Origin of the sequence: uncultured Ferrovibrio sp. (assembly GCF_937960835.1) — a bacterium.
Classification (GTDB): domain Bacteria; phylum Pseudomonadota; class Alphaproteobacteria; order Ferrovibrionales; family Ferrovibrionaceae; genus Ferrovibrio.
This window is the reverse complement of record NZ_CALGPC010000001.1, coordinates 52,959-77,850: the sequence shown is the minus strand read 5'-3', so window position 1 is coordinate 77,850 and position 24,892 is coordinate 52,959. Positions and strand designations below refer to the sequence as shown.

Sequence of the window (24,892 nt, the reverse complement as noted above, 5' to 3'; positions counted from 1 at the left end):
AGCCGGACGGAGAGCAAAGACATGGCGCGACGCAGGAGCGCGGCCGGCAGCGGCGCGCGCAGCATGCGCGGCGAGATGCCGGGCGGCCGCAGCCAACGCCAGCTGCGCGTCGGCGAGGAACTGCGCCATATCCTGAGCGAGATTCTGCTGCGCGGCCATTTCCGCGATCCGGATCTGATCAGCGGCGCCTCCGCGATCACGGTGACCGAGGTGCGCGTCAGCCCCGATCTGCGCAATGCCACCGCCTTCGTCATGCCGCTGGGCGGCGAAGATGCAACGAAGACCATAGCGGCGCTGAACCGCGCGCAGGCCTATATTCGCACCGAGGCGGCCCAGCGCATCAATCTGCGCCTGGCGCCGAGCTTTTCGTTCAAGCTGGACGAGAGCTTCGATGAAGCCGAGCGGGTCGAACGCCTGCTGCGCTCGCCGCAGGTGCAGGCCGATCTGCGAAAGGCTGATTCCGAACAGGATCAGCCCGAAGACGGGTCCGAAACCGAATGAAGCGTAAGGGCCGGCCGGTTCATGGCTGGGTGATCGTCGACAAGCCGCTGGGCCTGACGTCCACGCAATGCCTGGCCCGGGTGCGGCGCATGACCGGGGCTGCGAAGGCCGGCCATGGCGGCACGCTCGACCCGCTGGCCACAGGGATCCTGCCCATTGCGCTGGGCGAGGCGACCAAGACCGTCGCCTACGTCATGGGAGCGGGGAAGACCTACCGTTTCACTGTCCAATGGGGAGCGGCCACGGCCACCGACGATGCCGAGGGCGAGGTGATCGCCCGCTCGGACAGCCGCCCCGACCGCACCGCCATCGAGGCCATTCTTCCGCGGTTTACCGGGGAAATCATGCAGCGTCCGCCGGCCTATTCGGCGCTGAAGGTGGACGGCGCCAGAGCCTATGACCTGGCCCGGGCCGGTAATGCGCCCGCGCTTGCGCCGCGCCCGATCCGCATCGATGCCATCCGCCTCATAGACCTGCCCGACGCCGATCATGCCGTTTTCGAGGTGGATTGCGGCAAGGGCGCCTATGTGCGGGCCCTGGCGCGGGATTTGGGAGAGGCGTTAGGCACTTACGGGCATGTCACCGCCCTGCGCCGCACCCGTGTCGGCCGCTTTAGCGAAGACCGGGCTTTTTCGCTGGATTCATTGGACGATCTATGCCACAAGGACGCCGCGCACGCGTATCTGTTGCCGGTTGAAACCGCGCTGGACGACATCCCGGCCCTGGTTGTGACCGGCCCTCAGGCTGAACGCCTCAGGCATGGCCAGTCGATACGGATCGCGGTTGCGGCCCCCGGACTTCCCCCGGAAGGAGAACTCCTGGTCATGGCAGATGGCAAGGCCGTCGGCATGGCCGAGCGTTCCGCCGATGAAGTCAGGCCGCTGCGTTTGTTCAACCTATGATGTCGCGGAGAAACACCGATGTCGATTACTGCCGAGCGCAAGTCCGCTCTGTTGTCTGAATACGCCACCAAGAAGGGCGATACCGGTTCGCCGGAAGTCCAGGTGGCCCTGCTCACCGAGCGTATCAACAACCTCACTGAGCATTTCAAGACTCACAAGAAGGACGTGCATTCGCGCCGGGGCCTTTTGATGATGGTCAGCAAGCGTCGCCGCCTGCTCGATTATCTGAAGAAGACCGACGCGCCGCGCTATGATGCGCTGATCCAGCGTCTGGGTCTTCGCAAGTAAGGATATGGTTGCTGCACCGACAGTGAGTGTCAGCAGCCGTAAACCGGACACGACTTTTCTCGCCCGCCTCCGGCACCGAATGCCGGTGGCGGGCGTTGGTTTTATGGCGTGTTCCGGACAGGCCGGGTGTCGGGATGGGCTCGACGGCCGGTTCGCCATGTGCGGCTGACGATCAGTCGCGCTGGCCGGGCGGGAGGCGATGGGCGCCGTCCCGCCGGGCATCGTCGGTCAGGGACCACGATGTCTTAGGAGGAAGAAGGTCAATATGTTCAACATCCACAAAACTGAATTGATGTGGGGCGGGCGCAAGCTCGTCATTGAAACGGGCAAGATCGCCCGCCAAGCCGACGGCGCCGTGATGGTGACCTATGGCGAAACCACCGTGCTGTGCACCGCCGTGGCCGCGAAGTCACCGAAGCCGGGCGTGGATTTCTTCCCGCTCACCGTGAATTACCAGGAGAAGGCGTTCGCCGCCGGCAAGATCCCGGGCGGCTTCTTCAAGCGCGAGGGTCGTCCGAGCGAGAAGGAGACGCTGGTCTCCCGTCTGATCGACCGTCCGATCCGTCCGCTTTTCGCCGAGGGTTTCCGCAACGAGACGCAGGTCATTGCCACCGTGCTGGCACATGACATGGAGAACGATCCCGACATCGTCGCCATGGTCGGCGCCTCGGCGGCGCTGACGCTGTCGGGCATTCCGTTCATGGGCCCGATCGGCGCCGCCCGCGTTGGCTATATCGATGGCCAGTTCGTGCTGAACCCGACCGCCAAGCAGCAGCCGAACAGCCAGCTCGATCTGGTTGTCGCCGGCACGGCCGATGCGGTGCTGATGGTGGAATCGGAAGCGCAGCAGCTTCCCGAGGACGTCATGCTGGGCGCCGTGATGTTCGGCCATAAGATGTTCCAGCCGGTCATCGAGGCGATCATCGGCCTGGCCGAGCGCGCCGCGAAGGAGCCGATGCCGCTGGCCGAGCGCACCGGCTATGAGGCCTGCGTGAAGAAGCTGGCTGAGTCTGGCATCGAGGCCGAGCTGCGCGTCGCTTACCAGGAGAAGGTGAAGCAGACGCGTTACGCCAAGATCGCCGAGGTGAAGGCCAAGGCCAAGGCGCTGTTCGCCGAAGGCGAGGCCGATCCGGTCGATATCGCCGACGCCTTCAAGGATCTCGAAGCCAAGGTCGTGCGCTTCAACATCCTCGATACCGGCCTGCGCATCGACGGCCGCGACACCAAGACGGTGCGTCCGATCGTGGCGGAAGTCGGCGTGCTGCCGCGCGCCCATGGCGCCGCGCTGTTCACCCGCGGCGAAACCCAGGCGCTGGTCGTCACCACGCTTGGCACCGGCACGGATGAGCAGATCATCGACGCGCTGGAAGGCGAGTATCGCGAAAGCTTCATGCTGCATTACAACTTCCCGCCCTATTCGGTCGGTGAAGCTGGCCGCATCGGCTCGCCGGGCCGCCGCGAAATCGGCCACGGCAAGCTGGCCTGGCGCGCGATCCGTCCGCTGCTGCCCAGCAAGGAGGAATTTCCCTACACGATCCGCGTCGTGTCGGAGATCACCGAGTCGAACGGCTCCTCCTCGATGGCCACCGTCTGCGGCAGCTCGCTGTCGCTGATGGATGCCGGCGTGCCGCTGAAGGCGCCGGTGGCGGGCATCGCCATGGGCCTGATCCTGGAAGGCGACCGCTATGCCGTGCTGTCGGACATCCTCGGCGACGAGGATCATCTCGGCGACATGGACTTCAAGGTGGCCGGTACCGCCCAGGGCGTGACCTCGCTGCAGATGGACATCAAGATCGCCGGCATCACCGAGGAGATCATGAAGGTGGCGCTGGCCCAGGCTCGCGAGGGCCGCATCCACATCCTGGGTGAGATGGCCAAGGCGATCACCGAGACCCGCGCGGGCGTGAAGGAAAATGCGCCGCGCATCACCACGATGACCGTGCCGAAGGACAAGATCCGCGAAGTGATCGGCTCCGGCGGCAAGGTGATTCGCGAGATCGTCGAGAAGACCGGCACGAAGATCGACATCGAAGACGATGGCACGATCAAGATCGCGTCCTCCGACACTGCCGCCACCGAAGCGGCGGTGCAGTGGATCAAGTCGATCGTCTCCGAGCCCGAGGTCGGCATGATCTACAAGGGCAAGGTCGTGAAGATCGTCGATTTCGGCGCCTTCGTGAACTTCTTCGGCAGCCGCGACGGCCTTGTGCATGTCTCGGAAATGGCGCCCAAGCGCGTCAACAAGCCGAGCGATGTTGTGCAGGAGGGCCAGGAAGTCCGCGTCAAGGTGCTCGGCATCGACGAGCGCGGCAAGGTCCGCCTGTCGATGAAGGTGGTCGATCAGGCCACCGGCGAGGATCTGTCGCTGAAACCGAAGGCCGAAGCCGCCGACGCCGAAGGCGCCGCGCAGGCCGAGTAAGGCCGGGCGCAAGCCAAACATGAAAGGGCCGGGAGCAATCCCGGCCCTTTTGCTTTACCGGATCGGATAAAGTTCATGCGATCACAGCAGCGGCTCATGCAGCGGCACCATGATCCGCGCATAGCTGCCATCGGCGCGGCGTTTCGCATAAGCTGCGCGCAGGCGCTCGATCAGCGCAGGCGTCAGGTTGGCCGAAGCCGCGATCCAGAAGGCCATGACGGCGAAACTTTTGCCGCTGCGCAGCTCAGAGGGCGCGTAGCCCAGTTCCCGCCAGGTGGCGCGGCCAACCGCGCGCAATGTGAACCAGCCATCGATCCGGCCTGCCCGCAGCAGCCGCGCATTGTCGATTTCCGAATTGTTATGTTCGACGGTATCGAGGCCGAAGGACTGCAGCAGAGCCGTGAGCTCCGAGCCGCGCATCACGCTGATGCTTTTCAGTTGCCGCGCGCTGTCCAGATCATCGACGACTGGCGCAGAAGCGCGCGTGTAGAATACAGCCTGGTCGGCAAAGACCTCGCCGATCCAGACATACTTGCTTTCACGGGCTGGCGTGCGCAGCAGGGCAGGATAGATCGTGTCGCCCTGATCCAGGGACCGCACGGCGCGCTGGAAGGGCATGATGCGGACCTGGGGCGGAATGCCGACATCGCGGGCCAGAAGCTGAACAAGCTCCACCGCCGGTCCGCTGGCGATGCCATCGCGGTCGACGACGTAAGGCGGCCGCGCCGCGCCTACGATCTGCGCGACGGCTGTCTGGGCCTTGCTCTGCGGCGCGGCAGCGCCGGCAAACAGCAGGAAGACAGGGATCAGCCGGACAAAGACGGCATGACATGCCTTGAGCAAGGCGGACACTCCGGTGAATCGGCTGAAGTAAATCGGCTTGGTGAAGATAGACGTAAAATCCTTAACTTTCCCCCTCTTTCCCTTCCAGGGGGATGCACGTCACGCGATGGTCATGCGGTAAAAAGCCGCATCCTATGCGATGGTCGTGCAGAATAGGCTTCTCGCCCGATTCTTGCCGCTTTTAAACGATTTGCTGCAAGCCATGGGGGCCATTGAACGAATTAACCAGACGCGAATTAGCCAGAAGCAAATTAGCCAGAGGAGGCGCGGTGCCATGCTCGATCTGTGGACCAAGCCGATGCGGCGCTTTGCCGGCCTCTCGCTCATCCTGGCCTGCGCCTGGCAGGCAACTGCCGCCGCGCAGACCGAAGGCCTCAACGTCCGGGACCGAAGCAGTGCGCCGCCGGCTGAAACTTTGATGGAAAGTCCCGTCGAGGACATCACCCAAGGGGCAACCATTGTGCGCGGCCGCTATGCCGAGGCCGGCAGCGAGACCGAATGGGAAGCCGCCGTCCGCAACGGCCAGCCCGAGCGCATTGTCGAATGGCGCAGTTTCAACGAGGGCGGCACAGCCAATACCATCTTCAACTTCTACAATGGCGCGCTGATGCATTACGCCGAACGCTCGCAGCGCCGCAATGCAGCCGCCGGCCCGGCGGGTGAGCTTGTCAATGTCGAGCTGGATCTGTCGTTCCAGCAGGGCCGCTACAGCCATGGCAGCAAGGTGATCAACGGCCGCGTGATGGAGCCGAGCGATACCGACATCCGGATCGCGACCGAGCATGCTCAGGCTGCAATGCAGCGGGTTTCGGTCACGCGCTCGGCCTGGAGCGAGCGGCAGGGCTCAGCCTTCAGCCTGGTACAGATCCCTGAGCCGTCCGGTCCCTCGGCCGATACCCGCCGCCTGGCGGGCGATGGCGATCAGATCGTGTTCCGCTGCCAGGAGGAGAGCCTGTTTGCCATTCTCGGCTCGGCCGATACGCTGGTGGTGGCGCCGCCGGGCAAAGATCCGGTCGTACTGGCGCGGCAGCCGCGCGGCTCGCGCTACGACTATCTCGGCAATGGCTGGGGCGCGGCCCGGCGCGGCGACGAGCTGCGGCTCGAAGAGGCGTCCGGCCGCGCCATCTTCTGCCGACGCGGCAACTGATCAGCCCCTCTTCTTGTCGATGACCTTGAAGACCGCCGTCGCCTTGTTGGTGACGACATCGCCGGCGCGCAATTCGCAATGGGCGGTGACAAAATCGCCCTCGCGCTCGATGCCGGTGAGATGACCTTCCAGCCAGGCGCCCATCGGTGCCGGGCGCTTGTATTCCATGGTCAGGCGCACGGTCCACATCGTGCCGATCTCCGGCCGCTGGTGGTGGACGAAGGCTGCCATGAACGTGTCCGCCAGGGTGGCGAGAAAGCCGCCATGGCCAGTGCCGTGGCGGTTGGCATGCTTGGGGCGCACATGCAGGCCATAGACCGGCGCAGTGCCGTCGCCGGCGTCTTTGACATAAACCTTCCCCAATGTCGCGAAGAAGGCTGAGACCGGCGGCAAGGTGACAAAGCCTGGCGGCACGGGATGGGGAGGGGAGCGGCGGGATGCCGCAGGACGGGATGTTTTCTTGCGAACCATGACGGTCTTGATGACCCATGCGCGCGCGGAAGACAAGCCATGCCGGAACAGCAAACCGGATATTGCAGGCAAAAAAAGAGGGACGATCTTGCGATCGTCCCTCAGTTTGGGGGGATTCATCGGGGAGGAAATGCGGGACGGAAAAATGCTGCTTCATCCTTCCGTCCCAGTGCGAAAAGAAGACGCTGCTTCATCATTCCGTTCGCAGGATTGAATATAGGGATGCGCTGTCCCGTTTACAGTGACGACCATCACGTAGCGTCAATTGTCATGATGATGGCGAAAAGGTGATCGCCGCTGCACCATCCGGCGGCGCAGCAGGATCGGCCCCAGTAACAGAACTGCTGCAATGATCAGAAGGGTCAAGCTCAAAGGCCGGGTGACGAAGACCGTCAGATCGCCGCCAGAGATCGTCATCGCGCGGCGGAATTCCTGCTCGGCGAAGGGGCCAAGGATCATGCCGATGATCACCGGCGCGGTCGGATAGTCGAAGCGCCGCATCAGATAGCCCATGCCGCCAATGATGTAGAGCAGGATCAGATCGATCGGCGACTGGCTGATGCCATAGGTGCCGATGGTGGCGAAGACCAGGATGCCGCCATAGAGCCATGGCGCCGGAATGGCGAGCACCTTGGCCCAGAGCCCGGCCAGCGGCAGGTTGAGGATCAGCAGGATCACGTTGCCGACATACAGCGAAGCGATCAGGCCCCAGACCAGTTCTGGCTGGCTTTGCAGCAGAAGCGGCCCGGGATTGATCCCATAGGATTGAAACGCCGAGAGCATGATCGCTGCGGTGGCCGAAGTCGGCAGGCCAAGGGCCAGCATCGGCACCAGAACGCCGGCGGCGGAAGCATTGTTGGCGGCTTCGGGGCCAGCCACGCCTTCGATGGCGCCATGGCCGAATTCTTCCGGATGCTTGGAGAGTTTCTTCTCGACGTAATAGCTGACGAAGGTCGGCACTTCGGCACCGCCGGCCGGCAGGGTGCCGAACGGGAAGCCGAGTGCCGCGCCGCGCAGCCAGGCCTTCCATGAGCGCGCCCAGTCGCTGCGCGTCATCCAGCCGCGGCCTTTCAGCGGGGCGATGCTGCCGTGGTATTTCGGCCGCGCTGCCAGATAAAGCGTCTCGCCCACCGCGAACAGGCCGACCGCGACGACGATGACGTTGATGCCATCGAGCAGTTCCGGCAGGCCGAAGGTAAAGCGCGGCTGTCCCGTCTGCATGTCGATGCCGACAAGGCCCAGCAGCAGTCCCAGGCCAAGCGACGTCAGGCCGCGCAGCACCGAACTGCCCAGCACGGCAGAAACCGCGATGAAGGACACGACCATCAGCGAAAAGTAATCCGCCGGTCCGAATTGCAGCGCCAGTTCCACCAGCGGCGGCGCCAGAAAGGTCAGTCCCAGGATACCGATGGTGCCGGCAACGAAGCTGCCGATTGCCGCCGTCGCCAGGGCGGCCGCCGCGCGGCCCTGGCGCGCCATCTTGTGGCCTTCCAGCGCCGTGATGATGGTGGCGCTTTCGCCGGGCGTATTCAGCAGGATCGAGGTGGTGCTGCCGCCATACATCGCGCCGTAATAGATGCCGGCAAACAGAATGAAGGCGGCGGTGGCCGGGACGCTGAAGGTGATCGGCAGCAGCAGCGCGATAGTCAGCGCCGGGCCGAGGCCGGGCAGAACGCCGACGGCTGTGCCCAGCGTTACGCCCAGCAAGGCCCAGAGCAGGTTGGCCGGTTGCAGCGCGATGGCGAAACCATCGGCAAGGAAGCCGAGCGTTTCCATCTCAGAGCAATCCTTCCAATAGGCCTGCCCCGATATTGATGCCCAGCAGCTTGGCGAAACCGAAATAGGCGATGGCGGCAAACACGGCGCCGATCAGCAGGTCGCGGAAGGGACGGAAGCTGCCGAAGGCGCGCGCCGTGCAGGCAAACAGCAAAGCCGAAGCCGGCACGAAGCCAAGCGGGCCGATCAGGCCGACATTGAGCACCAGACCGGCCAGCAGCCAGCCGACGCTGCGCCATTGCACCGGTTCAGAGGCTTCTGCCTCGGCGTCTATCTGCCAGCGGCCCAGCCAGGCCTGGATGAGCGACGCGACGCCCAGGCCCAGCAGCAGAATGCTGGCGGCATAGGCCATCGCGGTTGGTCCCACCTTGGCATAAAGCGGCGAGACCGGAATCCGCCAGGTCTGATCCAGCGCCACCAGTCCCAGCGCGATGACGCCCAGGGACAGCAGCACCTCCGGCCGGGCAAGCCGCCGCATCAAGCCAGGCCAAGTTCGGTCAGGATGCCTTCGATCCGCTTGTTCTCGGCTTCGATATATCTGGCATAGTCATCGCCCGCGAGGAAAAGCGGCGTCCAGTCCTTGGCCTTGAGCTGCTCCTTCCAGGCGGGACTGTCATTCATCTTGGCCATCAGGTCGATCATCGCGTCGCGATCCTGCGGCTTCACGCCGGGCGGCGCGAAGACGCCGCGCCAGTTGACCAGCTCGACATCCACGCCTTGCTCTTTGAGTGTCGGGATGTCGATGCCTGGCTGGCGCTTGTCCGCCGAGATGCCGAGCGCGCGCAGCTTGCCGGCCTTGATCTGCTCACCGAACTCGCCATAGCCCGAAATGCCGCAGGTCACCTGCGCGCCGAGCAGCGCTGCCTGGGCCGGGCCGCCGCCCGGATAGGCGACATAGGCGACCTTCTTCGGATCGCCACCGGATGCCTTCGCAATCATGCCCGCCAGGATATGGTCCGATCCGCCTGCCGAGCCGCCGGCCCAGGAGACCTTGCTGGGATCGGCCTTGAAGGCGGCGATGAGATCCTGCATCGATTTGTGCGGCGAATTGGCCGGCACCACGACGACCTGATATTCACCGGTCAGCCGCGCAATCGGCGTCACCTGAGTCAGCTTGATCGGCGACCTGTTGGCGATCAGCGCGCCGACCATGACCATGCCGCCGACCATCAGCGCGTTGCCCTGGCCTTTCCACTGATTGACGAATTGCGGCAGGCCGACTGCCCCGCCCGCACCGCCGACATTGGTGACCTGCGCGCCCTTGATCAGTCCGGCGGCTTTCAGCGCCTGCTCCATGCTGCGCGCGGTCTGATCCCAGCCGCCGCCGGGATTGGCGGGAACGAACAGCTTCAGCGTGTCGATGGCCTGGGCCTGAGCGCTGCGGCCGAATGCCATGGGCAGAGACAGCGCGGCGCTGCCATAAAGCGCCATACGGATGAAATCGCGGCGTTGCATCATGGTTTCTCTCCCTGGCGATTGTTTATGGTTTACCGAATTTGTGACGCGTCGCAGGCACGAAGGCAAGGGGCGTGCGGTGACCTTGGCGGCGATGCGGGCGGGTATCAGGCCGGCAATGCAACTTCGACGCTGGTACCCTGGCCGGGCTGGCTGCGGATTTCCAGCCGGCCGCCATGCAACTCGACCAGGCTGCGGCAGATCGACAATCCCAGGCCGGCGCCGCTATTGGCGCGTGTACGATAGACATCGGCGCGATGGAACGGCTGGATCGCGGCGCGGCTTTCGGCAGGGCTCATGCCGATGCCGGTATCTTCGACGGTCATCCGCAGGATGCCATGCATCATCGAGGCCTTGATTTCGACCTTGCCGTCCGGGCGGTTGAACTTCACGGCATTGCCCAGCAGGTTGACCAGGATCTGCGTCAGGGCGCGTTCGTCCGCCCGCACCGTCAATTTGGTCGGCGCAAAGACCAGCTTCACCTGCGCCTGCTGCGCCTGCGGCTCGACCATCGCCAGGGCTGCCTCGGCCAGCCGGTCGAAGTCGCAATCAACGATGTTCAGATCGAGCTTGCCGCTTTCCAGCCGCGACAGATCGAGCAGGTCGCTGACCAGACGCAGGAGATGTTCGCCGGACTGATAGATATGCGTGACGTAATCCTGCTGCTGTCCGGCAAGCTGGCCGAGATAGCCTTTCATCATCATCTCGGCGAAGCCGATGATGGCATTGAGCGGCGTGCGCAGCTCATGGCTCATATTGGCGAGGAAGACGCTTTTGGCACGGCTGGCGGCCTCGGCAGCCTCGCGCTGCTCGATCAGCTGGATTTCGGTTTCCTTCAGCCGGGTAACATCGATGCCGCAGGTGATCACGCCCTGAATGTCGCCGGCTGAATCGCGCAAGGGCATCTTCAGGGCCCAGATCACCACGGGCTTTCCGTCCGGCCCGGTCCAGCCTTGCTCAATATGCGTCGGCTCGCCGGTCTTCAGGATTTGGCGGTCGATGTCCTCCACGACTGTGGCGACATCGGCGCCGGCGATCTCCGACCAGGTGCGGCCGATGACATCCTCGCCATAAGGCTTCAGCAGCGCGCGCATCTGCCGGTTCACGATGCGATAGCGCAGGTTGGTGTCCTTGTAGGTCATCGTCGCCGGCATGCTGTCCAGCACGGTTTCCAGAAACTGGCGGGTATCGCGCTCGGTCTCGCGTGCCTGGCCCTCACGCCGGCGGGCATTGTCCAGCTCGATCATGATCAGGCCGAGGCCGGTCAGAAGATTGGTGAAGATAGAGAGAGCCAGCGGCAGGTCGAGCGACTGCTGGCGTTCCGCCAGCAGGGTGGCGACATAAAGAGCCTGCAAGCCGCGATAGAGCAGCAGAATACCGGTGCCGACATACAGCACCGAATGGCGCTGCCAGATCAGCATCGCGCCGCCATAGAGCACGATGGCGCCAGTCACGGCCGATGCGCTGGGCTGGCGCAGGGATGGATAGAGATGCTGCACGATGCTGACAACGATGGTCAGCCCGATGCCGATCAGCAGCGCATGGCCAAGGCGATCAGGCTTTCCAAGCAGCACGCGGATGCCGGCGACCAGCAGCACGGACCAGATCAGCGTGGAAGCCGTGGCAGCGGCAAGCAAAGGCCAGGGCAGCAGGTCGCGGGCGCTTGCCGGAACGAAGCCGACCACGGCAATGCCGGCCGCCAGCGCGGCATGGGCGATGGCCCAGAAGGACAGGTGGCGGCCGCCATCCAGCTTGCGGAGCACATAGACGCAAAGCAGGGCAACGACCAGGGGCGCGGCGGTCGCGATCGCGGCAATGATGGGGGTGTTCATACTGGTGGCCTGCTTCCCTGACCGTCATATCTTCGGGTTTTAACCGATAATATTTCAATCAAAAACTGTGCGTGGCCGAGCGGCTGCGGCCAAGTGCTTGAAAGGCGGTCTTCTTGTCTTCAAAGTGCGCGCATGACGATGCAATGGTCCCAGCTTCTGTCGGCCCAGCGGCTTGGCCATCGTAGCGCCGAACCGGTCACCGCGGCGCGCAATCCATTCCAGAAGGACTGGGACCGGGTAGTGTTCTGCTCCGCCTTCCGCCGTCTCCAGGACAAGACCCAGGTTCATTCGCTCCCCGAGAGCGATTATGTGCGCAACCGGCTGACCCATTCGCTGGAAGTCTCCTCGGTCGGCCGCTCGCTCGGTGCGCAGGTCGGCCAGGTCATCGTGGAGCGTCATGGCGCCGATCTCGCGGGCTTAAGCGCTGCCGAGTTCGGCCATATCGTTGCGGCCGCCTGCATCGGCCATGATATCGGCAATCCGCCCTTTGGCCATTTCGGCGAGGCGACCATCCAGCATTGGTTCCGCTCCGGTCCCGGCAGCTCCCTGCTGGAGCCCCTGTCGGAACAGCAGCGCCGCGACTTTTTGCATTTCGAAGGCAATGCCCAGGGCTTCCGGGTGATGACCCGGCTGCAGAACTGGCGCGACGCAGGCGGCCTGCGGCTGACCTGCGCCACCCTGGCCACTTTCATGAAATATCCCTTCGGCTCGCTGGCCGCCGATCCGGCGAAAGGCAAGTTCGGTCATTTCGCGGCCGAGACCGCGCTGTTTGAGGAAATGGTGGAAACCGTCGGCCTGGTGCGGCTGGGGCAGGACCGCTATGCGCGGCATCCGCTGACCTACCTGGTCGAGGCGGCGGATGACATCTGCTATTCGGTGGTCGATATCGAGGACGGCTACAAGCTCGGCCGCCTGCGTTTCGAGGAAGCTGAAGAAAGGCTGCTTGCCCTGCTGCGCCGTCAGCCGCCGCGCTACAAGGAAATCTCCGATGAGCCGTGGAAGATCGCCTATCTGCGCGCCAAGGCGATCGGCGATCTGATCGACTTTGCCGTCGAGGTTTTCCTCGCGCAGGAAAGCCTCATCATGGCAGGCAAGATGCCCGGCGATCTGATGGCGCAAACGCCGGTTGCATCCCAGCTCGATGAGATTGCCGCCTTCACGCGGAAGCGCATTTTCGAAACACGCGAGCGTTTCCAGACCGAAGTGATGGGCGGCGAGATCCTGACCAGCCTTCTGGAGGCTTTCTGCTCGGCGCATCTTGATTTCGAGCGGTCCGGCGGCAGGCTGGAGGCGCTGGCGCCGCGCCAGAAGGCGTTACTGCGCCTGATGCCGCAGCCGCCGAAGGCAACTGCCAGCCGTTACGAATGGCTGCTGTCGGTGACCGACTTCATCAGTGGCATGACGGATTCCTATGCGTTGAAGCAGTTCCAGCGCTTGCGCGGCTTGCAATAGGGCGTGACATGCAGATCGACAACGATTTCCCGCCTCGCATTCAGTCCACGCGGAGATGCCTGGCGTGACGCACGGGGCGCTTCCGAAGATCGCCTGCGGCGCCTTCCTTCTGGCGCTGTGGCCGGTATTTGCCAAAACGCAGCCGGCTGCGCCGCATCTGCTGCAGGACGAGACGCAATGCCTGGCGCTCGCTGTCTATTGGGAAGGCAAGACGGAAAGCCGCAAGGGCCAGCTTGCCATCGCGCATACGGTGCTCAACCGCACCAGGAGCGAGCATTTCCCCAGCACGATCTGCGGCGTGATCTCGCAAAAAGATGACACGGCCAAGGGACGCTGCCAGTTCAGCTGGTATTGCGACGGCAAAACCGACCGGCCGCAAAGCGAAGACGAATGGGCCATGGCGCTCGACGTGGCGCAGGAAGCCATGCAGGGCGGCAGCCGCGATCCTACCGGCGGGGCGCTGTTCTTTCACAGCGCGAAGGTGAAGCCAAACTGGGGCGGCAAGCGCAAGCGGCTGATGCGCATCGGCGATCACATCTTCTATCGCTGATGCAGCCTTTGTTACTCAGTGCCGGCCGACCATGTTCTTGTGTTCCAGCCGGCTGAGCAGGCGGACCAGGGGCCAGAGCAGAGCCAGGTAGATCAGGGCTGCCAGAACAATCGGCGACGGATTGTAAAGCAGCGACTGGGCATCGCGGGCGACACGCAGCAGTTCCGGCAGGGCGACCACGCTGGCCAAGGTGGTGAGTTTCACCACTTCGATACTGTTGCCGATCAGATCGGGCAACACGTTGCGGGTCGCCTGCGGCACCACGACATAGGTCAGCGCCTGCAGCCGCGTCAGCCCGGTGGAGCGCGCCGCCTCCATCTGGCCCTGCGGCACGGCCAGCAAGCCGGCGCGGAAAATCTCGCCGTAATAGCTGGCATTGTTGAGCAGGAAACCGAGCGCAACCGCCAGCAGCTTGGGCAGCTCGATCCCCAGGAACGGAAAGCCGAAATAGATGAAGATCAGCAGCACCAGCGGCGGCATGGCGCGGAATACGTCGACATAGACCGCGATCAGGACGCGGATCAGGCGGTTTTCGGTCTGTGTCCCGGCAAGCGCGACGAACAGCCCGCCTGCCAGACCCAGCGGGATCACCAGGGCGGACAGGCCAACAGTGGTCAGCAGGCCCTGCAGCAGATACGGCAGCACCTCCTGGAAGACGCCGATGTTGAAGAAGTTGTGCAGGATGGCGTCCATCTCAGATCTTCCACTGCCAGCGGGCTTCCAGGCGGCGTGCCGCCAGGATGACGGGAATGAAGATCACCAGATAGGCCGCGGCGGCCATGGTCAGCGGCGTCGGATTGCCGGCATTGCTGGTGGCGGAATGAGCGTTGTTCAGCACCTCGCTGAGCGCCACCACCGAGCCAAGCGCGACATTCTTGCTGATGGCGATGACGCGATTGGTCAGCGGCGGCACCGCGATCCTGAAGGCCTGCGGCAGGATCACATACAGCATGGTCTGCCACCAGGTCAGGCCGGTTGAGCGCGCCGCCTCAGCCTGGCCGCGCGGCAGGCTCAAGATGCCACCCCAGATGCATTCCTCGGCATAGGCCGCCAGAACCAGCGACAGGGAAAGCCAGGTCGCGGTGAAGGCGGACATGGCAAGGCCAATCAGCGGGAAGGCAAAGAAGAAGATGATGATGACGACCAGCGGCGGCAGGGCGCGCATGATGTCGACGAAGGCAACAATCGGCAGCGACAGTCAGGGCCGTTGCATGGCGCGCAGGACTGCCAAGGCCAGACCAAGCGCCAGGCCGGTCACTGATACGGCCGCGCCCACGCCCAAAGTCACGCCCGCGCCGGCGATGATGTCAGGCCAGTAGCGCGCGGCCACCTCGGCGTTGAAGAAGGTGTAGAGAAAGCGTTCGAGACCGTCCATCAGTGATGGCCGTTGGTATAGCGGGCCAGGAAAGCCTTGGTGCGGTCATGTTGCGGCGCACCGAAGACCTCTTCCGGTTTTCCCTGTTCGACGATCACACCGCCATCCATGAAGACGACGCGGTCGGCGGCGGCGCGGGCAAATCCCATCTCGTGGGTGACCACCAGCATGGTCATGCCGTTCTCGCGCAGCTGGCTCATTACCTTGAGCACTTCGCCCACGGTTTCCGGATCAAGCGCGCTGGTCGGCTCATCGAACAAAATGATCTTGGGCTGCAGCACGATGGCGCGGGCAATGCCGACACGCTGCTGCTGGCCGCCGGAAAGCTGGCCGGGATAGACCGGCGCCTTATCAGCAAGGCCGACGCGCTCCAGCGCTGCCATGCCAAGCTGATCGGCTTCTTTACGCGACTTGCCCTGAACCTTGCGCAAGGCCAGCGTCACGTTTCCCAGCACCGTCAGGTGGGGATAAAGATTGAATTGCTGGAACACCATGCCGATATGCTGGCGCACGGCATTGATGTCGACATCGGGGCGGCTGATATCCGTGTCGCCGACCAGAATCTGTCCGGCCTGAAACTCTTCCAGCCGGTTGCAGCAGCGCAGCATGCTGCTCTTGCCCGACCCCGACGGGCCGATGACGCAGACCAGTTCGCCGGGATAGACCCGCAGGTCTATCCCGCGCAGAACTTCCAGGGAGCCGTAGGCCTTGCGCAGGCCTACGAGCTCCAGAATGGGCTTCCTACTCATACCGGCAATCGCCAAAATGCCCCTCGTGCAATGACGCTTACGAGCATTTCAGGGTGACCGGCGTCGGGTCGTAGCCCTCCATGTTCGGCACGCCATGGCCCGGCGCGATGGCGACCGCAGCGGCCTCCGGGCCCGGCTTGAAGCCGAACCACTTCTCGGCGATCTTGGCGACGAAGCCATCCTTCTTCATGCATTTCAGCGCCATGGATGCGGCATCGCGGCCGGCCTTGTCGTCGGCGCGGAAGGCCAGCGCCCAAACAAGGCCGGTGCTGATGGTGTAGGTCGTCTTGACTTCGGGATTCTGCTTCGCCGCCCAGGCCGAGACGGTGTTGCCGCCCAGATTGGCATCGGCGCGGCCGGACTGCACGGCCTGGATCGCGTCGGCGTTGCTGCCATAGACGTCATACTTGAAGCCGTACTTTTCGGCATTGTCGCGCGTCCAGGCTTCGTAGGCCGAGCCCTTGTTGACGGCAATGGTCTTGCCCTTCAGGTCCTCCAGCGACTTGATGCCCGGCGCGGACTTCTTTTCAACAAAGGTGAAGTCGGTGTTGAGATAGCCTTCGGTGAACAGAAGGCTCTTGGCGCGCTCCGGCGTCACGGTCACCGGCGCCAGCACGAAGTCATACTTCTTGGCGTTCAGGCCGGGAATGAGACCGGAAAACTCCGTGCCCTCGACTTCCAGCTTCTTGCCCAGGCGCTTGGCCAGCTCTTCGCCCAGATCGATGTTGAAGCCCTGCAGCCCGCCGCCCAGCTTGACCATCGCATGCGGGGCGAAGGTGGCGTCCACGCCGGTTTTCAGCGTCTGCGCGGCCACCGGTCCGGCAAAGGAAATCATCAGGGCGCCGGCTGTGGCCAGCCCGAGGTTAAGTCTGAAGAACGTCATGAATACCCCCTTGTTGTTGGCTCTAGGATCAGTCGCAGCTTCTTGCTGACAGCATCAAACTCTCAACATCCAGCTCACCGCGCAGAACTCACTCCGGCGGTGTACCAAGCGGCGCTCCGGCGCCGGTACGCTCGACGATGAGACGGTAATGTTCCGGCCGGCGGTGCTTGGCGAAATTGAAGACGTGCTCACGGAAGGTCTCGCCCAAGGCCAGATCGGCATTGGTGAAGATCACCTCGTCTTCCTCGCTCTGCGCCTGGGCGGTGATTTCGCCGGTGGGCGCCACGATCGCGGAGCCGCCGATCATGTGGAAGCCGTCTTCCTTGCCGCATTTGGCGGCGGCCGCCACCCAGAGGCCGTTCTGATAGGCATTGGCCTGCAGGGACAGCAGATGATGGAACATGCGCAGATGCACCGGCTCGTTCCAGTGGATGTTGTGGCTCGGCGTGTTGTAGCCCAGCGCGACGATCTCAGCGCTTTGCAGGCCCATCACGCGGTAGGTCTCGGCCCAGCGGCGGTCGTTGCACAGGCACATCCCGATGCGGGCGCCGAGCGTCTCCCAGACCTTGAAGCCCTCGTCGCCAACTTCGAAGAATTTCTTTTCCAGATGCTGGAACGGCGCAGTCTCGATGTGATGCGAATGGCCGGGCAGATGGATCTTGCGATAGCGGCCGACGATCTTGGCCTTCTCGTCCACCAGGATGGAGGTGTTGAACCGGCGGCCATCGGGCGTGAGCTCCGCATAGCCAAGGTAGAAGCCGATCTCCAGCTCGGCGGCCTTCTCAAACAGCGGCTTGGTCTCCGGCCCGGGCATGCTGCGCTCGAAGAAGCGCCCCACGGCTTCTTCCTCGGTCATCCAGTAGCGCGGGAAGAAGGTGGTCAGCGCCAGTTCAGGAAAGACAACCAGCCGGGCGCCGCGGCTCTTGGCCTCGCATAGCAGCTCGATCAGCCGCTTCACCACCGATGCGCGGCTATCGGCCAGATGAACCGGGCCCATCTGGGCCACCGCGATGCCATAGGGACGCTTCAGGGTACTCATGATCGTTCAGACTCCCATTCCAACCAGGCTGCGCAGCATCTGGCGCGCGACGGCGGCCGAGATGCCCGTGGGATTGGTCAGCATTTCGGAAGCCTTGCGCTTCAAGAACTGACCCGAACCCCGCTCCACCTTGAGCTCGTTGTTTTCGATCACCACGCGGCCGCGGCTGATCACGATTTCCGGCCAGCCTTTCAGCTTGCGGCCCTCATAGGGCGTGTAGCCGACATTGTCGTGCAGCATGCTGGCGGTGACGGTGACTTCGCGATCCGGATTCCAGATGCCAAGATCGGCATCGGCGCCGACAGCGATCGTGCCCTTGCGGCCGCTCAGGCCATACATCCGCGCATGGTTCGTGGCGGTCAGCGCGACAAATTCCTGGATGGTGATCCGGCCGGCCATCACGCCCTCGGAGAACAGCAGCGGCAGGCGCAGTTCCAGGCCCGGCACGCCATTGGCCATGTCCTTGAAGGTGGTGGCATCGCCCTTGGGCAGCTTGCCGCTTTCATCGAAGCGGTAGGGCGCGTGATCGGAGGAATACGTGTAAAGCGTTCCGTCCTTCATGCCCTTCCAGACCGCCTCCTGCGATTCCTTGTCGCGCGGCGGCGGCGAGCAGCAGAACATTGCGCCCTGCAGGCCCTCGCGGTCGAGATCCTCCTGGGTGAGGAACAGGTATTGCGGGCAGGTTTCCGCATAGACGGCGGCGCCGCGGCCCTTGGCGCGCCGGATCGTATGGATCGCCTCCCGGCCCGAGACATGCACGATCAGCAGCGGCACGCCCAGCAGGCGGGACAGCGCGATGGCGCGGTTGGTCGCCTCGCTCTCAGCGATGGGATCATGCGCCACGGCATGGAATTTCGGCGCCGTATGGCCCTGTTCCAGCAGGCGATGCGCCAGCCAGCGGATCATGTCGTGGTTTTCGGCGTGCACCATGACCAGCGCCTGTTCGCGCGCGGCGACGGCGAGCACGTCGAGCAGCTGATGATCGTCCAGCTTCAGCTTGTCATAGGTCATGTAGACCTTGAGCGAGGTGATGCCGTCGCGGATCGCCTGCGGCAGGTCGGTGTTGAGCGCGGTCTCGTCCGGATTCGCCAAGATGAGATGGAAGCCGTAGTCGATCACCGCCTTTTCGGCGGCGCGGCGGCTGTAATCGGCCAGCACGTCCGGAATCTTCATGTTCCGGTGCTGGGCGGCGAAGGGAATGATCGTGGTGGTGCCGCCGAAGGCGGCGGAAACGGTGGCGGAATAGAAATCGTCCGCGCACATCACGCCCATGCCGGAGAGCTGCTCCACATGGCAGTGGCTGTCGATGCCGCCCGGCAGCACCCAGCGTCCGGCGGCATCGATCTCGCGCACCCCCCGGCCGCAGCCTTTCGCTATCTCGACTATCACCCCGTCGCGGACCGCGATATCGGCCTCGAAAACGTCGCTCGCAGTGGCGATGCGGCCATTGCGCACCACCAAGTCGAAATCACTCATCCTGCTCCACTCGGTTGCTGATTAGGACCAGCGTTTGCGTCCAAATCTTCGCAATGCAGCACCAGAATGTCGCATGCTGGTTTGTCGGCCGCCCTTAACACGATGTTAAGGGGAGGCTGCGGGTCATCCTTAATGACGCCAGCCTCCTTCCTGACGGTCGTCCTTCAGGGAGAAGCCGTTGGCCGCCATCAGTTTGCGCAATATCTGCACAAACGACTGCGCCAGCTGCGACATCGGCTCAAAACGCAGGAAAGCCAGATTGGCCATCATCACCGGTGCGCCAGCCACAGGCCGCGCCATCAATTGCCCGTTCGGCCAGTTATGCAGCGAGAATTCGTCGACCAGCGCGATGCCGGCACCGGCCTGCACCAGTGCGCAGGCGCTTTGCGGCGAGCCGACTTCGATGGTGGATTTCAGCGGCAGGCCCGCCTCATTGTACATCTGCGTCACCATGCGGCCGTAAGGCGTCTCGCGGTCATAGGAGATCAGTGGATAATCGGCGAGATCGGCCAGGCTCAGCATGGCTTTCTGCGTCAGCGGATGATCCGCCGGGCAGACGCAGCAGACGGTGCTTTCGCCTAAGGGCTTGGTTTCCAGATTGGGGTGATCGATCGGCGTGCTGATCACGCCGATATCAGCCTGATGATTGAGCAGCCTGTCCCGCAGCGGCGCGTAATTGAGGAAATTGAAGGTGACTTTTGCATCAGTGAATTGCTGGCAAAGCTGTGCAATTGCCTGCGGAATCAGCACATGGCCGATACTTGGGCTGGAGACGACATGCAGCACGCCCTGCCGCCGCTCGGCCAGCGAATGCGCCACCTCATTGACCCGCTGCACGCCAAGGTAGACATGATCCACCTCGCGGAAAAGACGTTTCGCCTCAGGGGTTGCATAAAGCCGCCCCTTGATGCGTTCGAAGAGCGGGAAGCCGACGCGGGTCTCCGTGTAGGACAAGAGGCGGCTGACCGCGGGCTGCGAAACATGCAGAACCTTCGATGCGCCGCTGATCGATCCCGTGCTCATCACCGCGCGGAAAACTTCGATCTGCCTGAGATTCAACGACATGCGGGCCTCCCATACGCCGTCTGAATTGGTCATCGCATGAAGCGCCGAAAACCGGCTGCCCCATAACATCGCGTTAAGGGCGCAAGACAAATAAGCAAGGAGCATGCCACCGACAGATTGATCGCGCTGGCTTAGACTATCCGCGTCTGCCGGAGGTCGCGCGATGACGCAAACAATCCTTGTGATCAACCCGAATTCGAATGAAGGCGTCACAGCCGGAATCGATGCGGCGCTGGAGCCGCTGCGGCTTGCAGGTGGTCCGGCGATCCGCACGATGACCTTGAAGGAAGGTCCGCCGGGCATTCAAAGCCAGCATGATGTGGAGACGGTGACGCTGCCGCTGGCGCGGCTGGCCAAAAGCCACGAAGCCGAAGTCGGCGCCTTCGTCATTGCCTGCTTCAGCGATCCGGGCCTTTATGTCGTCCGCGAAGCCGTGAAGCGTCCGGTGCTGGGCATTGCCGAATGCGGCGTGCTGACGGCGCTCACCATGGGGCACAGCTTCGGCGTCATCGCCATTCTGGAAGGCTCGATTCCGCGCCATCTGCGGCTGTGGGGCGCCATGGGCGTGCGGGACCGTCTGGCAGGCGAGCTTGCCATCGGACTGACCGTGGCGGAGCTGGCCGACCGTGAGCGCACATTGGCGCGCATGATCGAAACCGGAAAACGCCTGCGTGATGAACGTCAGGCCCATACCATCGTCATGGGCTGCGCCGGCATGGCGGTGTTCCGCGATCCCCTGCAGGAGGCGCTGGGAATCCCGGTGATCGAGCCTACCCAGGCAGCCGTGACCATGGCGCTTGGCCGTGTGCGCCTGGGCTGGTGACCGCTGCGATGGATATTGCCGCGTCTTCCCTGCCGCCTGACCGGATCTACAAGCTGCTGGTCAGCACGGTGATGCCGCGCCCGATTGCGCTGGTTTCCACCTTAAATGCCGATGGCGGCCTGAATGCCGCGCCATTCAGCTTCTTCAACGTCTTCAGCAATGCGCCGCCGCTGCTGATCATCGGCATCGAGGGCAGCAAGCGCGACGACGGCAAGCCGCACAAGGACACCGCCCGCAACATTCTCGAGCGCGGCGAGTTCGTCGTGAACCTGGTCAGCCATGACATGGCTTTGCCGATGGTCGCCAGCGCCATCGACTTCCCCGAAGGGGTCAGCGAGTTTACCGAGGCTGGTTTCACCCCGCGTTACTCCAGGCAGATCGCGGTCCCTGGCATTGCAGAATCCCCGGTCAGCTTCGAATGCCGGCTGTTCAACACGGTTTCGCTGCCGTTCAACCGCACTTTGGTAACCGGCGAAATCCTGCATCTGCATATCGCGGACAACGCCATCGACGACAATCTGCATGTCGATCCCGATGCGCTGGACCTGATCGGCCGCATGCATGGGGCGGGCTGGTATACCCGCACTCGCGACCGCTTCGAGATTCCGCGCATGTCACCTGACGAATGGCGGGTCAAGAATCGGCAGATCACGCGCAAATGACCGCCATTCCCGATCAGCTGGCCGGCATCGTCGGCAAGGATCATGTCCTGACCGCGGATGCGGATCAGCAGGCCTATGTCGTCGACTGGATGAAGAAATACCGCGGCCGGGCTCTGGCGGTCGTGCGGCCCGGCAGCACCGAAGAGGTTGCTTCCGTCTTGCGTTTCTGCAGCCAGCAGGGCGTGGCTGTCATCCCGCAGGGCGGCAATACCGGCATGGCCGGCGGCGCGACGCCGGATATGAGCGGAGGGCAGGTGATCCTCAGTCTGACCCGGATGAACCGCATCCGCGAAATCGATCCGGTCGGCAATACCATCACCGCCGATGCCGGCTGTGTGCTGGCAACAATTCAGCAGGCGGCTTGCGAGGTTGGCCGCTTCTTTCCTTTAAGTCTCGGCGCGGAAGGTAGCTGTACCATCGGCGGCAATCTCGCCACCAATGCCGGCGGCATCGCCGTGCTGCGCTATGGCAATGCGCGCGAACTGACCCTGGGGCTGGAAGTTGTGCTGGCCGATGGCCGGATCTGGGATGGGCTGCAGGCGCTGCGCAAGGACAATACCGGCTACGATCTGCGCGATCTGTTCATCGGCTCGGAAGGCACTCTGGGCGTCATTACCGGCGCCGTGCTGAAGCTCTATGCCGCTCCATCGGCGCGCGCAACCGCTATGGTCGCGCTGCCGAATCGCGAAGCGGCGCTGGAGCTTTTCACCCGTCTGCGCAGCCGCGCCGGCGACCGGCTGACGGCGTTTGAATTCATGACAAGGGCCTGCGTCGATCTGGTGCTGGCCCATGTCGCCGGTGCTGTATCTCCCTTCGCCGCCGTGCCCCCGGCCATCGTCCTGATGGAGCTGAGCGACACCGACGCCAAGGCGGATATCGCCAGTCTTCTTGAGGAGGTGCTAACCGAATCGATGGAAGCCGGCATTGCCACCGACGCCGTCGTGGCGCAAAGCAGCGAGCAGACGAAGGCGCTCTGGCGCATCCGCGAGGGCATCTCGGAGGCTCAGGTGCGCGCAGGCAAGACCATCAAGCATGACATCGCCCTGCCCATCGGACGGCTGGCGGCCTTCATGGATGAATGCGAGCAGGCCATTGAGGCCGTCTATCCGGGCCTGCAGTTCCTCGTCTTCGGCCATCTCGGCGATGGCAACCTTCACTACAATCTGCAGCGCGCCGCGCATATGGATGACGGTGCCTTCTATGCGCTGACCGGCCCGCTGAATGCCATCGTCCACGATCTCGTGCACCGCTATCGCGGCAGCATCAGCGCCGAACATGGAATCGGCCAGCTCCGGCGCGATGAGCTGCCCCGCTACAAGTCCGATGTGGCGCTGCAAATGATGCGCGACCTGAAGCGCCTGTTCGATCCCGCCGGCATTCTCAATCCCGGCAAACTTCTCCAAACCTGAACGCTCACGCCACGACAAGAGGCCTTTCTGATGGCAAAGCTCGACGAATCCGCCAATGGCGTCTTCATCATCGCGGTCACGCCCTTTACCGACACGGGCGCGCTCGATCTCGAAAGCACCGACCGCATGGTCGACTTCTATCTGGAAAAGGGCGTTACCGGCTTCACCTTGCTGGGCATGATGGGCGAGGCGCCCAAGCTCACCCTGGCGGAATCGCGCAGCTTCGTGCAGCGGGTGCTGAAACGGCTGGACGGCAAGCTGCCGGTAGTCGTGGGTGTTTCCAGCCCTGGCTTTGCCTCGATGGGCGAACTGACCAAGGCGGTGATGGATGACGGCGCATCCGGCGTGATGATCGCGCCGCCCGGCACGCTGAAGACGGACGATCAGATCGTCGCCTATTACGAGAATGCCGCCGAGGCCATCGGCACCTCCACGCCTTTTGTCGTGCAGGATTTCCCGCAGTCGACCAATGTGCATATGACGCCGGGCGTGATTGCCCGCATCATCAAATCGCTGCCGTCCTGCGTGATGCTGAAGCATGAGGATTGGCCGGGACTTGCCAAGCTGACGGCCTTGCGCGCGATGACCGATCTGCGCCGCGTCAGCATCCTGGTCGGCAATGGCGGCGTGTTCCTGCCCGAGGAAATGGAGCGCGGCGCCGATGGCGCGATGACCGGCTTTGCCTATCCTGAGATGATGGTGGAGGTGGTGAAGGCGTATAAGGCAGGCAAGCCCGACCGCGCCCGGGACATTTTCGATGCCTATCTGCCGCTGGCGCGCTACGAGCAGCAGCCGGGCCCTGGCCTTGCGATCCGCAAATATGTGCTGCAAAAGCGCGGCGCCATTGCTTCTGCGGCGCTGCGCAAGCCAGGACCGAAGCTTTCGGCGCTCGACCTTGCCGAGATCGAACGGATGATTGCACGCCAGACAAAGCGCCTGCAGGAGATCGGCTGATGGAACTGGGACTGCACGGCAAACGCACGCTGGTGCTGGGCGCCAGCCGCGGCCTGGGCGCGGCCTGCGCTGCAGCGCTGGCCCGCGAAGGCGCAACCGTCATTGCGGCGGCGCGCAGCGTGGACGACACCAAAGCCTGGATCGCGCGCGAGCCAGCGGATGTCGCCGCGCGGCTGAGCGCGGCAAAGCTTGATCTGGCGGAGCGTGCCTCAGTCGATGCATTGGCGGATCAGCTTCTGCCGCAGGGCGTCGACATCCTGGTCAACAATAGCGGCGGACCACCGCCAGGCGCTGCCGCCGAAATTCCACTGGAACTGTGGCAGCAGCAATTCGCCGCCATGGCCGGCCATATCTTTCATCTGACGGGCCGTCTGCTGCCACCGATGCTTGAGCGCGGCTGGGGGCGGATCATCACCATTGCATCCTCCGGCGTGGAGCAGCCGATTCCGAATCTGGCGCTGTCCAACGGCCTGCGCATGGCGGTGCTCGGCTGGTCAAAGACCCTGGCCGCTGAAGTCGCGAAGAAAGGCGTTACCGTCAATCTCGTTCTGCCCGGCCGCATCCATACGGATCGCGTCGATCAGCTCGATGCGGCTGCGGCGGCCAAGCAGGGCAAGACCCGCGAGGAGATCGCCAAGGCCTCGCAGGCCACCATTCCGATGGCGCGCTACGGCCGGCCGGAGGAACTGGCCGATGTCGTGGCCTTCCTCGCCAGTACGCGCGCAAGCTACATCACCGGCAGCAAGATCCGCGTCGATGGCGGCCTGATCAGAAGCTTGTAGGGCTACCTCTACGAATAGCCGGGTCCAGGCGTGCGCGGC

26 protein-coding genes are annotated in these 24,892 nt (G+C 63.7%); 12 read left to right on the top strand and 14 right to left on the bottom strand.

The features are described 5' to 3' along the window. Positions 1 to 21: 21 nt before the first annotated feature. From rbfA to pnp, 4 genes are all read left to right on the top strand, one after another. Positions 22 to 501, top strand: coding sequence for a 30S ribosome-binding factor RbfA (rbfA, locus tag Q0603_RS00395; protein WP_298720289.1), 480 nt, complete (start codon positions 22 to 24; stop codon positions 499 to 501). Positions 502 to 530: 29 nt separating this feature from the next. Then, positions 531 to 1,403, top strand: coding sequence for a tRNA pseudouridine(55) synthase TruB (gene truB / locus Q0603_RS00390; RefSeq protein WP_366132429.1), 873 nt, complete (start codon positions 531 to 533; stop codon positions 1,401 to 1,403). A gap of 18 nt (positions 1,404 to 1,421) precedes the next feature. Further along, positions 1,422 to 1,691 (top strand): 30S ribosomal protein S15, encoded by a 270-nt coding sequence (gene rpsO, locus Q0603_RS00385; RefSeq protein WP_298720283.1) that lies wholly within the window; start codon positions 1,422 to 1,424, stop codon positions 1,689 to 1,691. Positions 1,692 to 1,956: 265 nt separating this feature from the next. Next, the gene (gene pnp, locus Q0603_RS00380) at positions 1,957 to 4,110 is read left to right on the top strand and encodes a polyribonucleotide nucleotidyltransferase (protein WP_298720280.1); all 2,154 of its coding nucleotides are present in this window, start codon (positions 1,957 to 1,959) and stop codon (positions 4,108 to 4,110) included. An 81-nt stretch (positions 4,111 to 4,191) separates the two neighbouring features. On the opposite strand, the gene Q0603_RS00375 is transcribed toward pnp, so the two are convergent. After that, positions 4,192 to 4,953, bottom strand: a complete 762-nt coding sequence (locus tag Q0603_RS00375; protein WP_298720277.1) for a transporter substrate-binding domain-containing protein — start codon at positions 4,951 to 4,953, stop codon at positions 4,192 to 4,194. Between the two features lie 274 nt (positions 4,954 to 5,227). Here Q0603_RS00375 and Q0603_RS00370 point away from each other — a divergent pair, with 274 nt between their 5' ends. Next, entirely contained in the window at positions 5,228 to 6,100 is an 873-nt protein-coding gene (locus tag Q0603_RS00370; protein WP_298720274.1) for a hypothetical protein, read from the top strand. Here Q0603_RS00370 and Q0603_RS00365 read toward each other — a convergent pair whose 3' ends face one another. The 5 genes from Q0603_RS00365 to Q0603_RS00345 form a co-directional block, all read right to left on the bottom strand. Further along, complete coding sequence (locus Q0603_RS00365; RefSeq protein WP_298720271.1) at positions 6,101 to 6,571, bottom strand: PaaI family thioesterase; 471 nt, start codon at positions 6,569 to 6,571, stop codon at positions 6,101 to 6,103. Positions 6,572 to 6,832: 261 nt separating this feature from the next. Continuing rightward, positions 6,833 to 8,347 carry a tripartite tricarboxylate transporter permease gene (locus Q0603_RS00360; protein WP_298720268.1) on the bottom strand — a complete coding sequence of 505 codons (1,515 nt, stop codon included), beginning with the start codon at positions 8,345 to 8,347 and terminating at the stop codon, positions 6,833 to 6,835. 1 nt (position 8,348) lies between these two features. After that, positions 8,349 to 8,825 carry a tripartite tricarboxylate transporter TctB family protein gene (locus Q0603_RS00355; protein ID WP_298720265.1) on the bottom strand — a complete coding sequence of 159 codons (477 nt, stop codon included), beginning with the start codon at positions 8,823 to 8,825 and terminating at the stop codon, positions 8,349 to 8,351. Continuing rightward, positions 8,825 to 9,805 carry a tripartite tricarboxylate transporter substrate-binding protein gene (locus tag Q0603_RS00350; protein WP_298720262.1) on the bottom strand — a complete coding sequence of 327 codons (981 nt, stop codon included), beginning with the start codon at positions 9,803 to 9,805 and terminating at the stop codon, positions 8,825 to 8,827. The genes Q0603_RS00355 and Q0603_RS00350 overlap by 1 nt, the downstream gene beginning before the upstream one ends. A gap of 104 nt (positions 9,806 to 9,909) precedes the next feature. Continuing rightward, positions 9,910 to 11,634, bottom strand: a complete 1,725-nt coding sequence (locus Q0603_RS00345; RefSeq protein ID WP_298720259.1) for a PAS domain-containing sensor histidine kinase — start codon at positions 11,632 to 11,634, stop codon at positions 9,910 to 9,912. Positions 11,635 to 11,766: 132 nt separating this feature from the next. Between Q0603_RS00345 and Q0603_RS00340 the strand changes: the two genes are divergently transcribed. Both Q0603_RS00340 and Q0603_RS00335 read left to right on the top strand, forming a co-directional pair. Beyond that, a complete protein-coding gene (locus Q0603_RS00340) occupies positions 11,767 to 13,086 on the top strand; it encodes a deoxyguanosinetriphosphate triphosphohydrolase (protein WP_298720256.1) in 1,320 nt (439 codons plus the stop codon). 64 nt (positions 13,087 to 13,150) lie between these two features. Beyond that, positions 13,151 to 13,636, top strand: a complete 486-nt coding sequence (locus tag Q0603_RS00335) for a cell wall hydrolase (RefSeq protein WP_298720253.1) — start codon at positions 13,151 to 13,153, stop codon at positions 13,634 to 13,636. A gap of 15 nt (positions 13,637 to 13,651) precedes the next feature. On the opposite strand, the gene Q0603_RS00330 is transcribed toward Q0603_RS00335, so the two are convergent. The 8 genes from Q0603_RS00330 to Q0603_RS00295 all read right to left on the bottom strand — a co-directional run bounded on the left by Q0603_RS00330 (position 13,652) and on the right by Q0603_RS00295 (position 20,223). Next, positions 13,652 to 14,329, bottom strand: coding sequence for an amino acid ABC transporter permease (locus tag Q0603_RS00330; protein WP_298720250.1), 678 nt, complete (start codon positions 14,327 to 14,329; stop codon positions 13,652 to 13,654). 1 nt (position 14,330) lies between these two features. Then, positions 14,331 to 14,822 (bottom strand): ABC transporter permease subunit, encoded by a 492-nt coding sequence (locus tag Q0603_RS00325; RefSeq protein ID WP_298720618.1) that lies wholly within the window; start codon positions 14,820 to 14,822, stop codon positions 14,331 to 14,333. A gap of 12 nt (positions 14,823 to 14,834) precedes the next feature. Then, complete coding sequence (locus tag Q0603_RS00320; protein ID WP_298720247.1) at positions 14,835 to 15,011, bottom strand: hypothetical protein; 177 nt, start codon at positions 15,009 to 15,011, stop codon at positions 14,835 to 14,837. Continuing rightward, entirely contained in the window at positions 15,011 to 15,760 is a 750-nt protein-coding gene (locus tag Q0603_RS00315; protein WP_298720245.1) for an amino acid ABC transporter ATP-binding protein, read from the bottom strand. Before Q0603_RS00315 ends, Q0603_RS00320 begins: the two co-directional genes overlap by 1 nt. A 37-nt stretch (positions 15,761 to 15,797) precedes the next feature. Next, entirely contained in the window at positions 15,798 to 16,643 is an 846-nt protein-coding gene (locus tag Q0603_RS00310) for a transporter substrate-binding domain-containing protein (protein ID WP_298720243.1), read from the bottom strand. Between the two features lie 88 nt (positions 16,644 to 16,731). Beyond that, positions 16,732 to 17,682, bottom strand: a complete 951-nt coding sequence (locus Q0603_RS00305) for an N-carbamoyl-D-amino-acid hydrolase (protein ID WP_298720240.1) — start codon at positions 17,680 to 17,682, stop codon at positions 16,732 to 16,734. A 6-nt stretch (positions 17,683 to 17,688) separates the two neighbouring features. Next, positions 17,689 to 19,158 carry a dihydropyrimidinase gene (gene hydA / locus Q0603_RS00300; RefSeq protein WP_298720237.1) on the bottom strand — a complete coding sequence of 490 codons (1,470 nt, stop codon included), beginning with the start codon at positions 19,156 to 19,158 and terminating at the stop codon, positions 17,689 to 17,691. 129 nt (positions 19,159 to 19,287) lie between these two features. Then, positions 19,288 to 20,223, bottom strand: a complete 936-nt coding sequence (locus Q0603_RS00295; RefSeq protein ID WP_298720234.1) for a LysR substrate-binding domain-containing protein — start codon at positions 20,221 to 20,223, stop codon at positions 19,288 to 19,290. A 163-nt stretch (positions 20,224 to 20,386) separates the two neighbouring features. On the opposite strand from Q0603_RS00295, the gene Q0603_RS00290 reads away from it, so the two are divergent. The 5 genes from Q0603_RS00290 to Q0603_RS00270 are packed head-to-tail and all read left to right on the top strand — an operon-like array spanning position 20,387 to position 24,853. Beyond that, positions 20,387 to 21,046: an aspartate/glutamate racemase family protein gene (locus Q0603_RS00290; protein ID WP_298720231.1), complete on the top strand. Its 660-nt coding sequence runs from the start codon at positions 20,387 to 20,389 to the stop codon at positions 21,044 to 21,046. An 8-nt stretch (positions 21,047 to 21,054) separates the two neighbouring features. After that, on the top strand, positions 21,055 to 21,708 hold the full coding sequence (locus tag Q0603_RS00285; protein WP_298720228.1) for a flavin reductase family protein: 654 nt from the start codon (positions 21,055 to 21,057) through the stop codon (positions 21,706 to 21,708). Beyond that, complete coding sequence (locus tag Q0603_RS00280) at positions 21,705 to 23,117, top strand: FAD-binding oxidoreductase (protein ID WP_298720226.1); 1,413 nt, start codon at positions 21,705 to 21,707, stop codon at positions 23,115 to 23,117. The genes Q0603_RS00285 and Q0603_RS00280 overlap by 4 nt, the downstream gene beginning before the upstream one ends. Before the next feature lie 30 nt (positions 23,118 to 23,147). Next, positions 23,148 to 24,071, top strand: a complete 924-nt coding sequence (locus Q0603_RS00275; RefSeq protein ID WP_298720224.1) for a dihydrodipicolinate synthase family protein — start codon at positions 23,148 to 23,150, stop codon at positions 24,069 to 24,071. Continuing rightward, positions 24,071 to 24,853, top strand: a complete 783-nt coding sequence (locus tag Q0603_RS00270; protein WP_298720221.1) for an SDR family oxidoreductase — start codon at positions 24,071 to 24,073, stop codon at positions 24,851 to 24,853. The genes Q0603_RS00275 and Q0603_RS00270 overlap by 1 nt, the downstream gene beginning before the upstream one ends. Positions 24,854 to 24,892: the final 39 nt, after the last annotated feature.

Bases quoted from the DNA above. Each gene is read 5' to 3' on its own strand.
- rbfA (WP_298720289.1), top strand. From the start codon at position 22: ATGGCGCGACGCAGGAGCGCGGCCGGCAGCGGCGCGCGCAGCATGCGC.
- rpsO (WP_298720283.1), top strand. From the start codon at position 1,422: ATGTCGATTACTGCCGAGCGCAAGTCCGCTCTGTTGTCTGAATACGCC.
- pnp (WP_298720280.1), top strand. From the start codon at position 1,957: ATGTTCAACATCCACAAAACTGAATTGATGTGGGGCGGGCGCAAGCTC.
- Q0603_RS00370 (WP_298720274.1), top strand. From the start codon at position 5,228: ATGCTCGATCTGTGGACCAAGCCGATGCGGCGCTTTGCCGGCCTCTCG.
- Q0603_RS00365 (WP_298720271.1), bottom strand. From the start codon at position 6,571: ATGGTTCGCAAGAAAACATCCCGTCCTGCGGCATCCCGCCGCTCCCCT.
- Q0603_RS00360 (WP_298720268.1), bottom strand. From the start codon at position 8,347: ATGGAAACGCTCGGCTTCCTTGCCGATGGTTTCGCCATCGCGCTGCAA.
- Q0603_RS00355 (WP_298720265.1), bottom strand. From the start codon at position 8,825: ATGCGGCGGCTTGCCCGGCCGGAGGTGCTGCTGTCCCTGGGCGTCATC.
- Q0603_RS00350 (WP_298720262.1), bottom strand. From the start codon at position 9,805: ATGATGCAACGCCGCGATTTCATCCGTATGGCGCTTTATGGCAGCGCC.
- Q0603_RS00345 (WP_298720259.1), bottom strand. From the start codon at position 11,634: ATGAACACCCCCATCATTGCCGCGATCGCGACCGCCGCGCCCCTGGTC.
- Q0603_RS00340 (WP_298720256.1), top strand. From the start codon at position 11,767: ATGACGATGCAATGGTCCCAGCTTCTGTCGGCCCAGCGGCTTGGCCAT.
- Q0603_RS00330 (WP_298720250.1), bottom strand. From the start codon at position 14,329: ATGGACGCCATCCTGCACAACTTCTTCAACATCGGCGTCTTCCAGGAG.
- Q0603_RS00320 (WP_298720247.1), bottom strand. From the start codon at position 15,011: ATGGACGGTCTCGAACGCTTTCTCTACACCTTCTTCAACGCCGAGGTG.
- Q0603_RS00315 (WP_298720245.1), bottom strand. From the start codon at position 15,760: ATGAGTAGGAAGCCCATTCTGGAGCTCGTAGGCCTGCGCAAGGCCTAC.
- Q0603_RS00310 (WP_298720243.1), bottom strand. From the start codon at position 16,643: ATGACGTTCTTCAGACTTAACCTCGGGCTGGCCACAGCCGGCGCCCTG.
- Q0603_RS00305 (WP_298720240.1), bottom strand. From the start codon at position 17,682: ATGAGTACCCTGAAGCGTCCCTATGGCATCGCGGTGGCCCAGATGGGC.
- hydA (WP_298720237.1), bottom strand. From the start codon at position 19,158: ATGAGTGATTTCGACTTGGTGGTGCGCAATGGCCGCATCGCCACTGCG.
- Q0603_RS00295 (WP_298720234.1), bottom strand. From the start codon at position 20,223: ATGTCGTTGAATCTCAGGCAGATCGAAGTTTTCCGCGCGGTGATGAGC.
- Q0603_RS00290 (WP_298720231.1), top strand. From the start codon at position 20,387: ATGACGCAAACAATCCTTGTGATCAACCCGAATTCGAATGAAGGCGTC.
- Q0603_RS00285 (WP_298720228.1), top strand. From the start codon at position 21,055: ATGGATATTGCCGCGTCTTCCCTGCCGCCTGACCGGATCTACAAGCTG.
- Q0603_RS00280 (WP_298720226.1), top strand. From the start codon at position 21,705: ATGACCGCCATTCCCGATCAGCTGGCCGGCATCGTCGGCAAGGATCAT.
- Q0603_RS00275 (WP_298720224.1), top strand. From the start codon at position 23,148: ATGGCAAAGCTCGACGAATCCGCCAATGGCGTCTTCATCATCGCGGTC.
- Q0603_RS00270 (WP_298720221.1), top strand. From the start codon at position 24,071: ATGGAACTGGGACTGCACGGCAAACGCACGCTGGTGCTGGGCGCCAGC.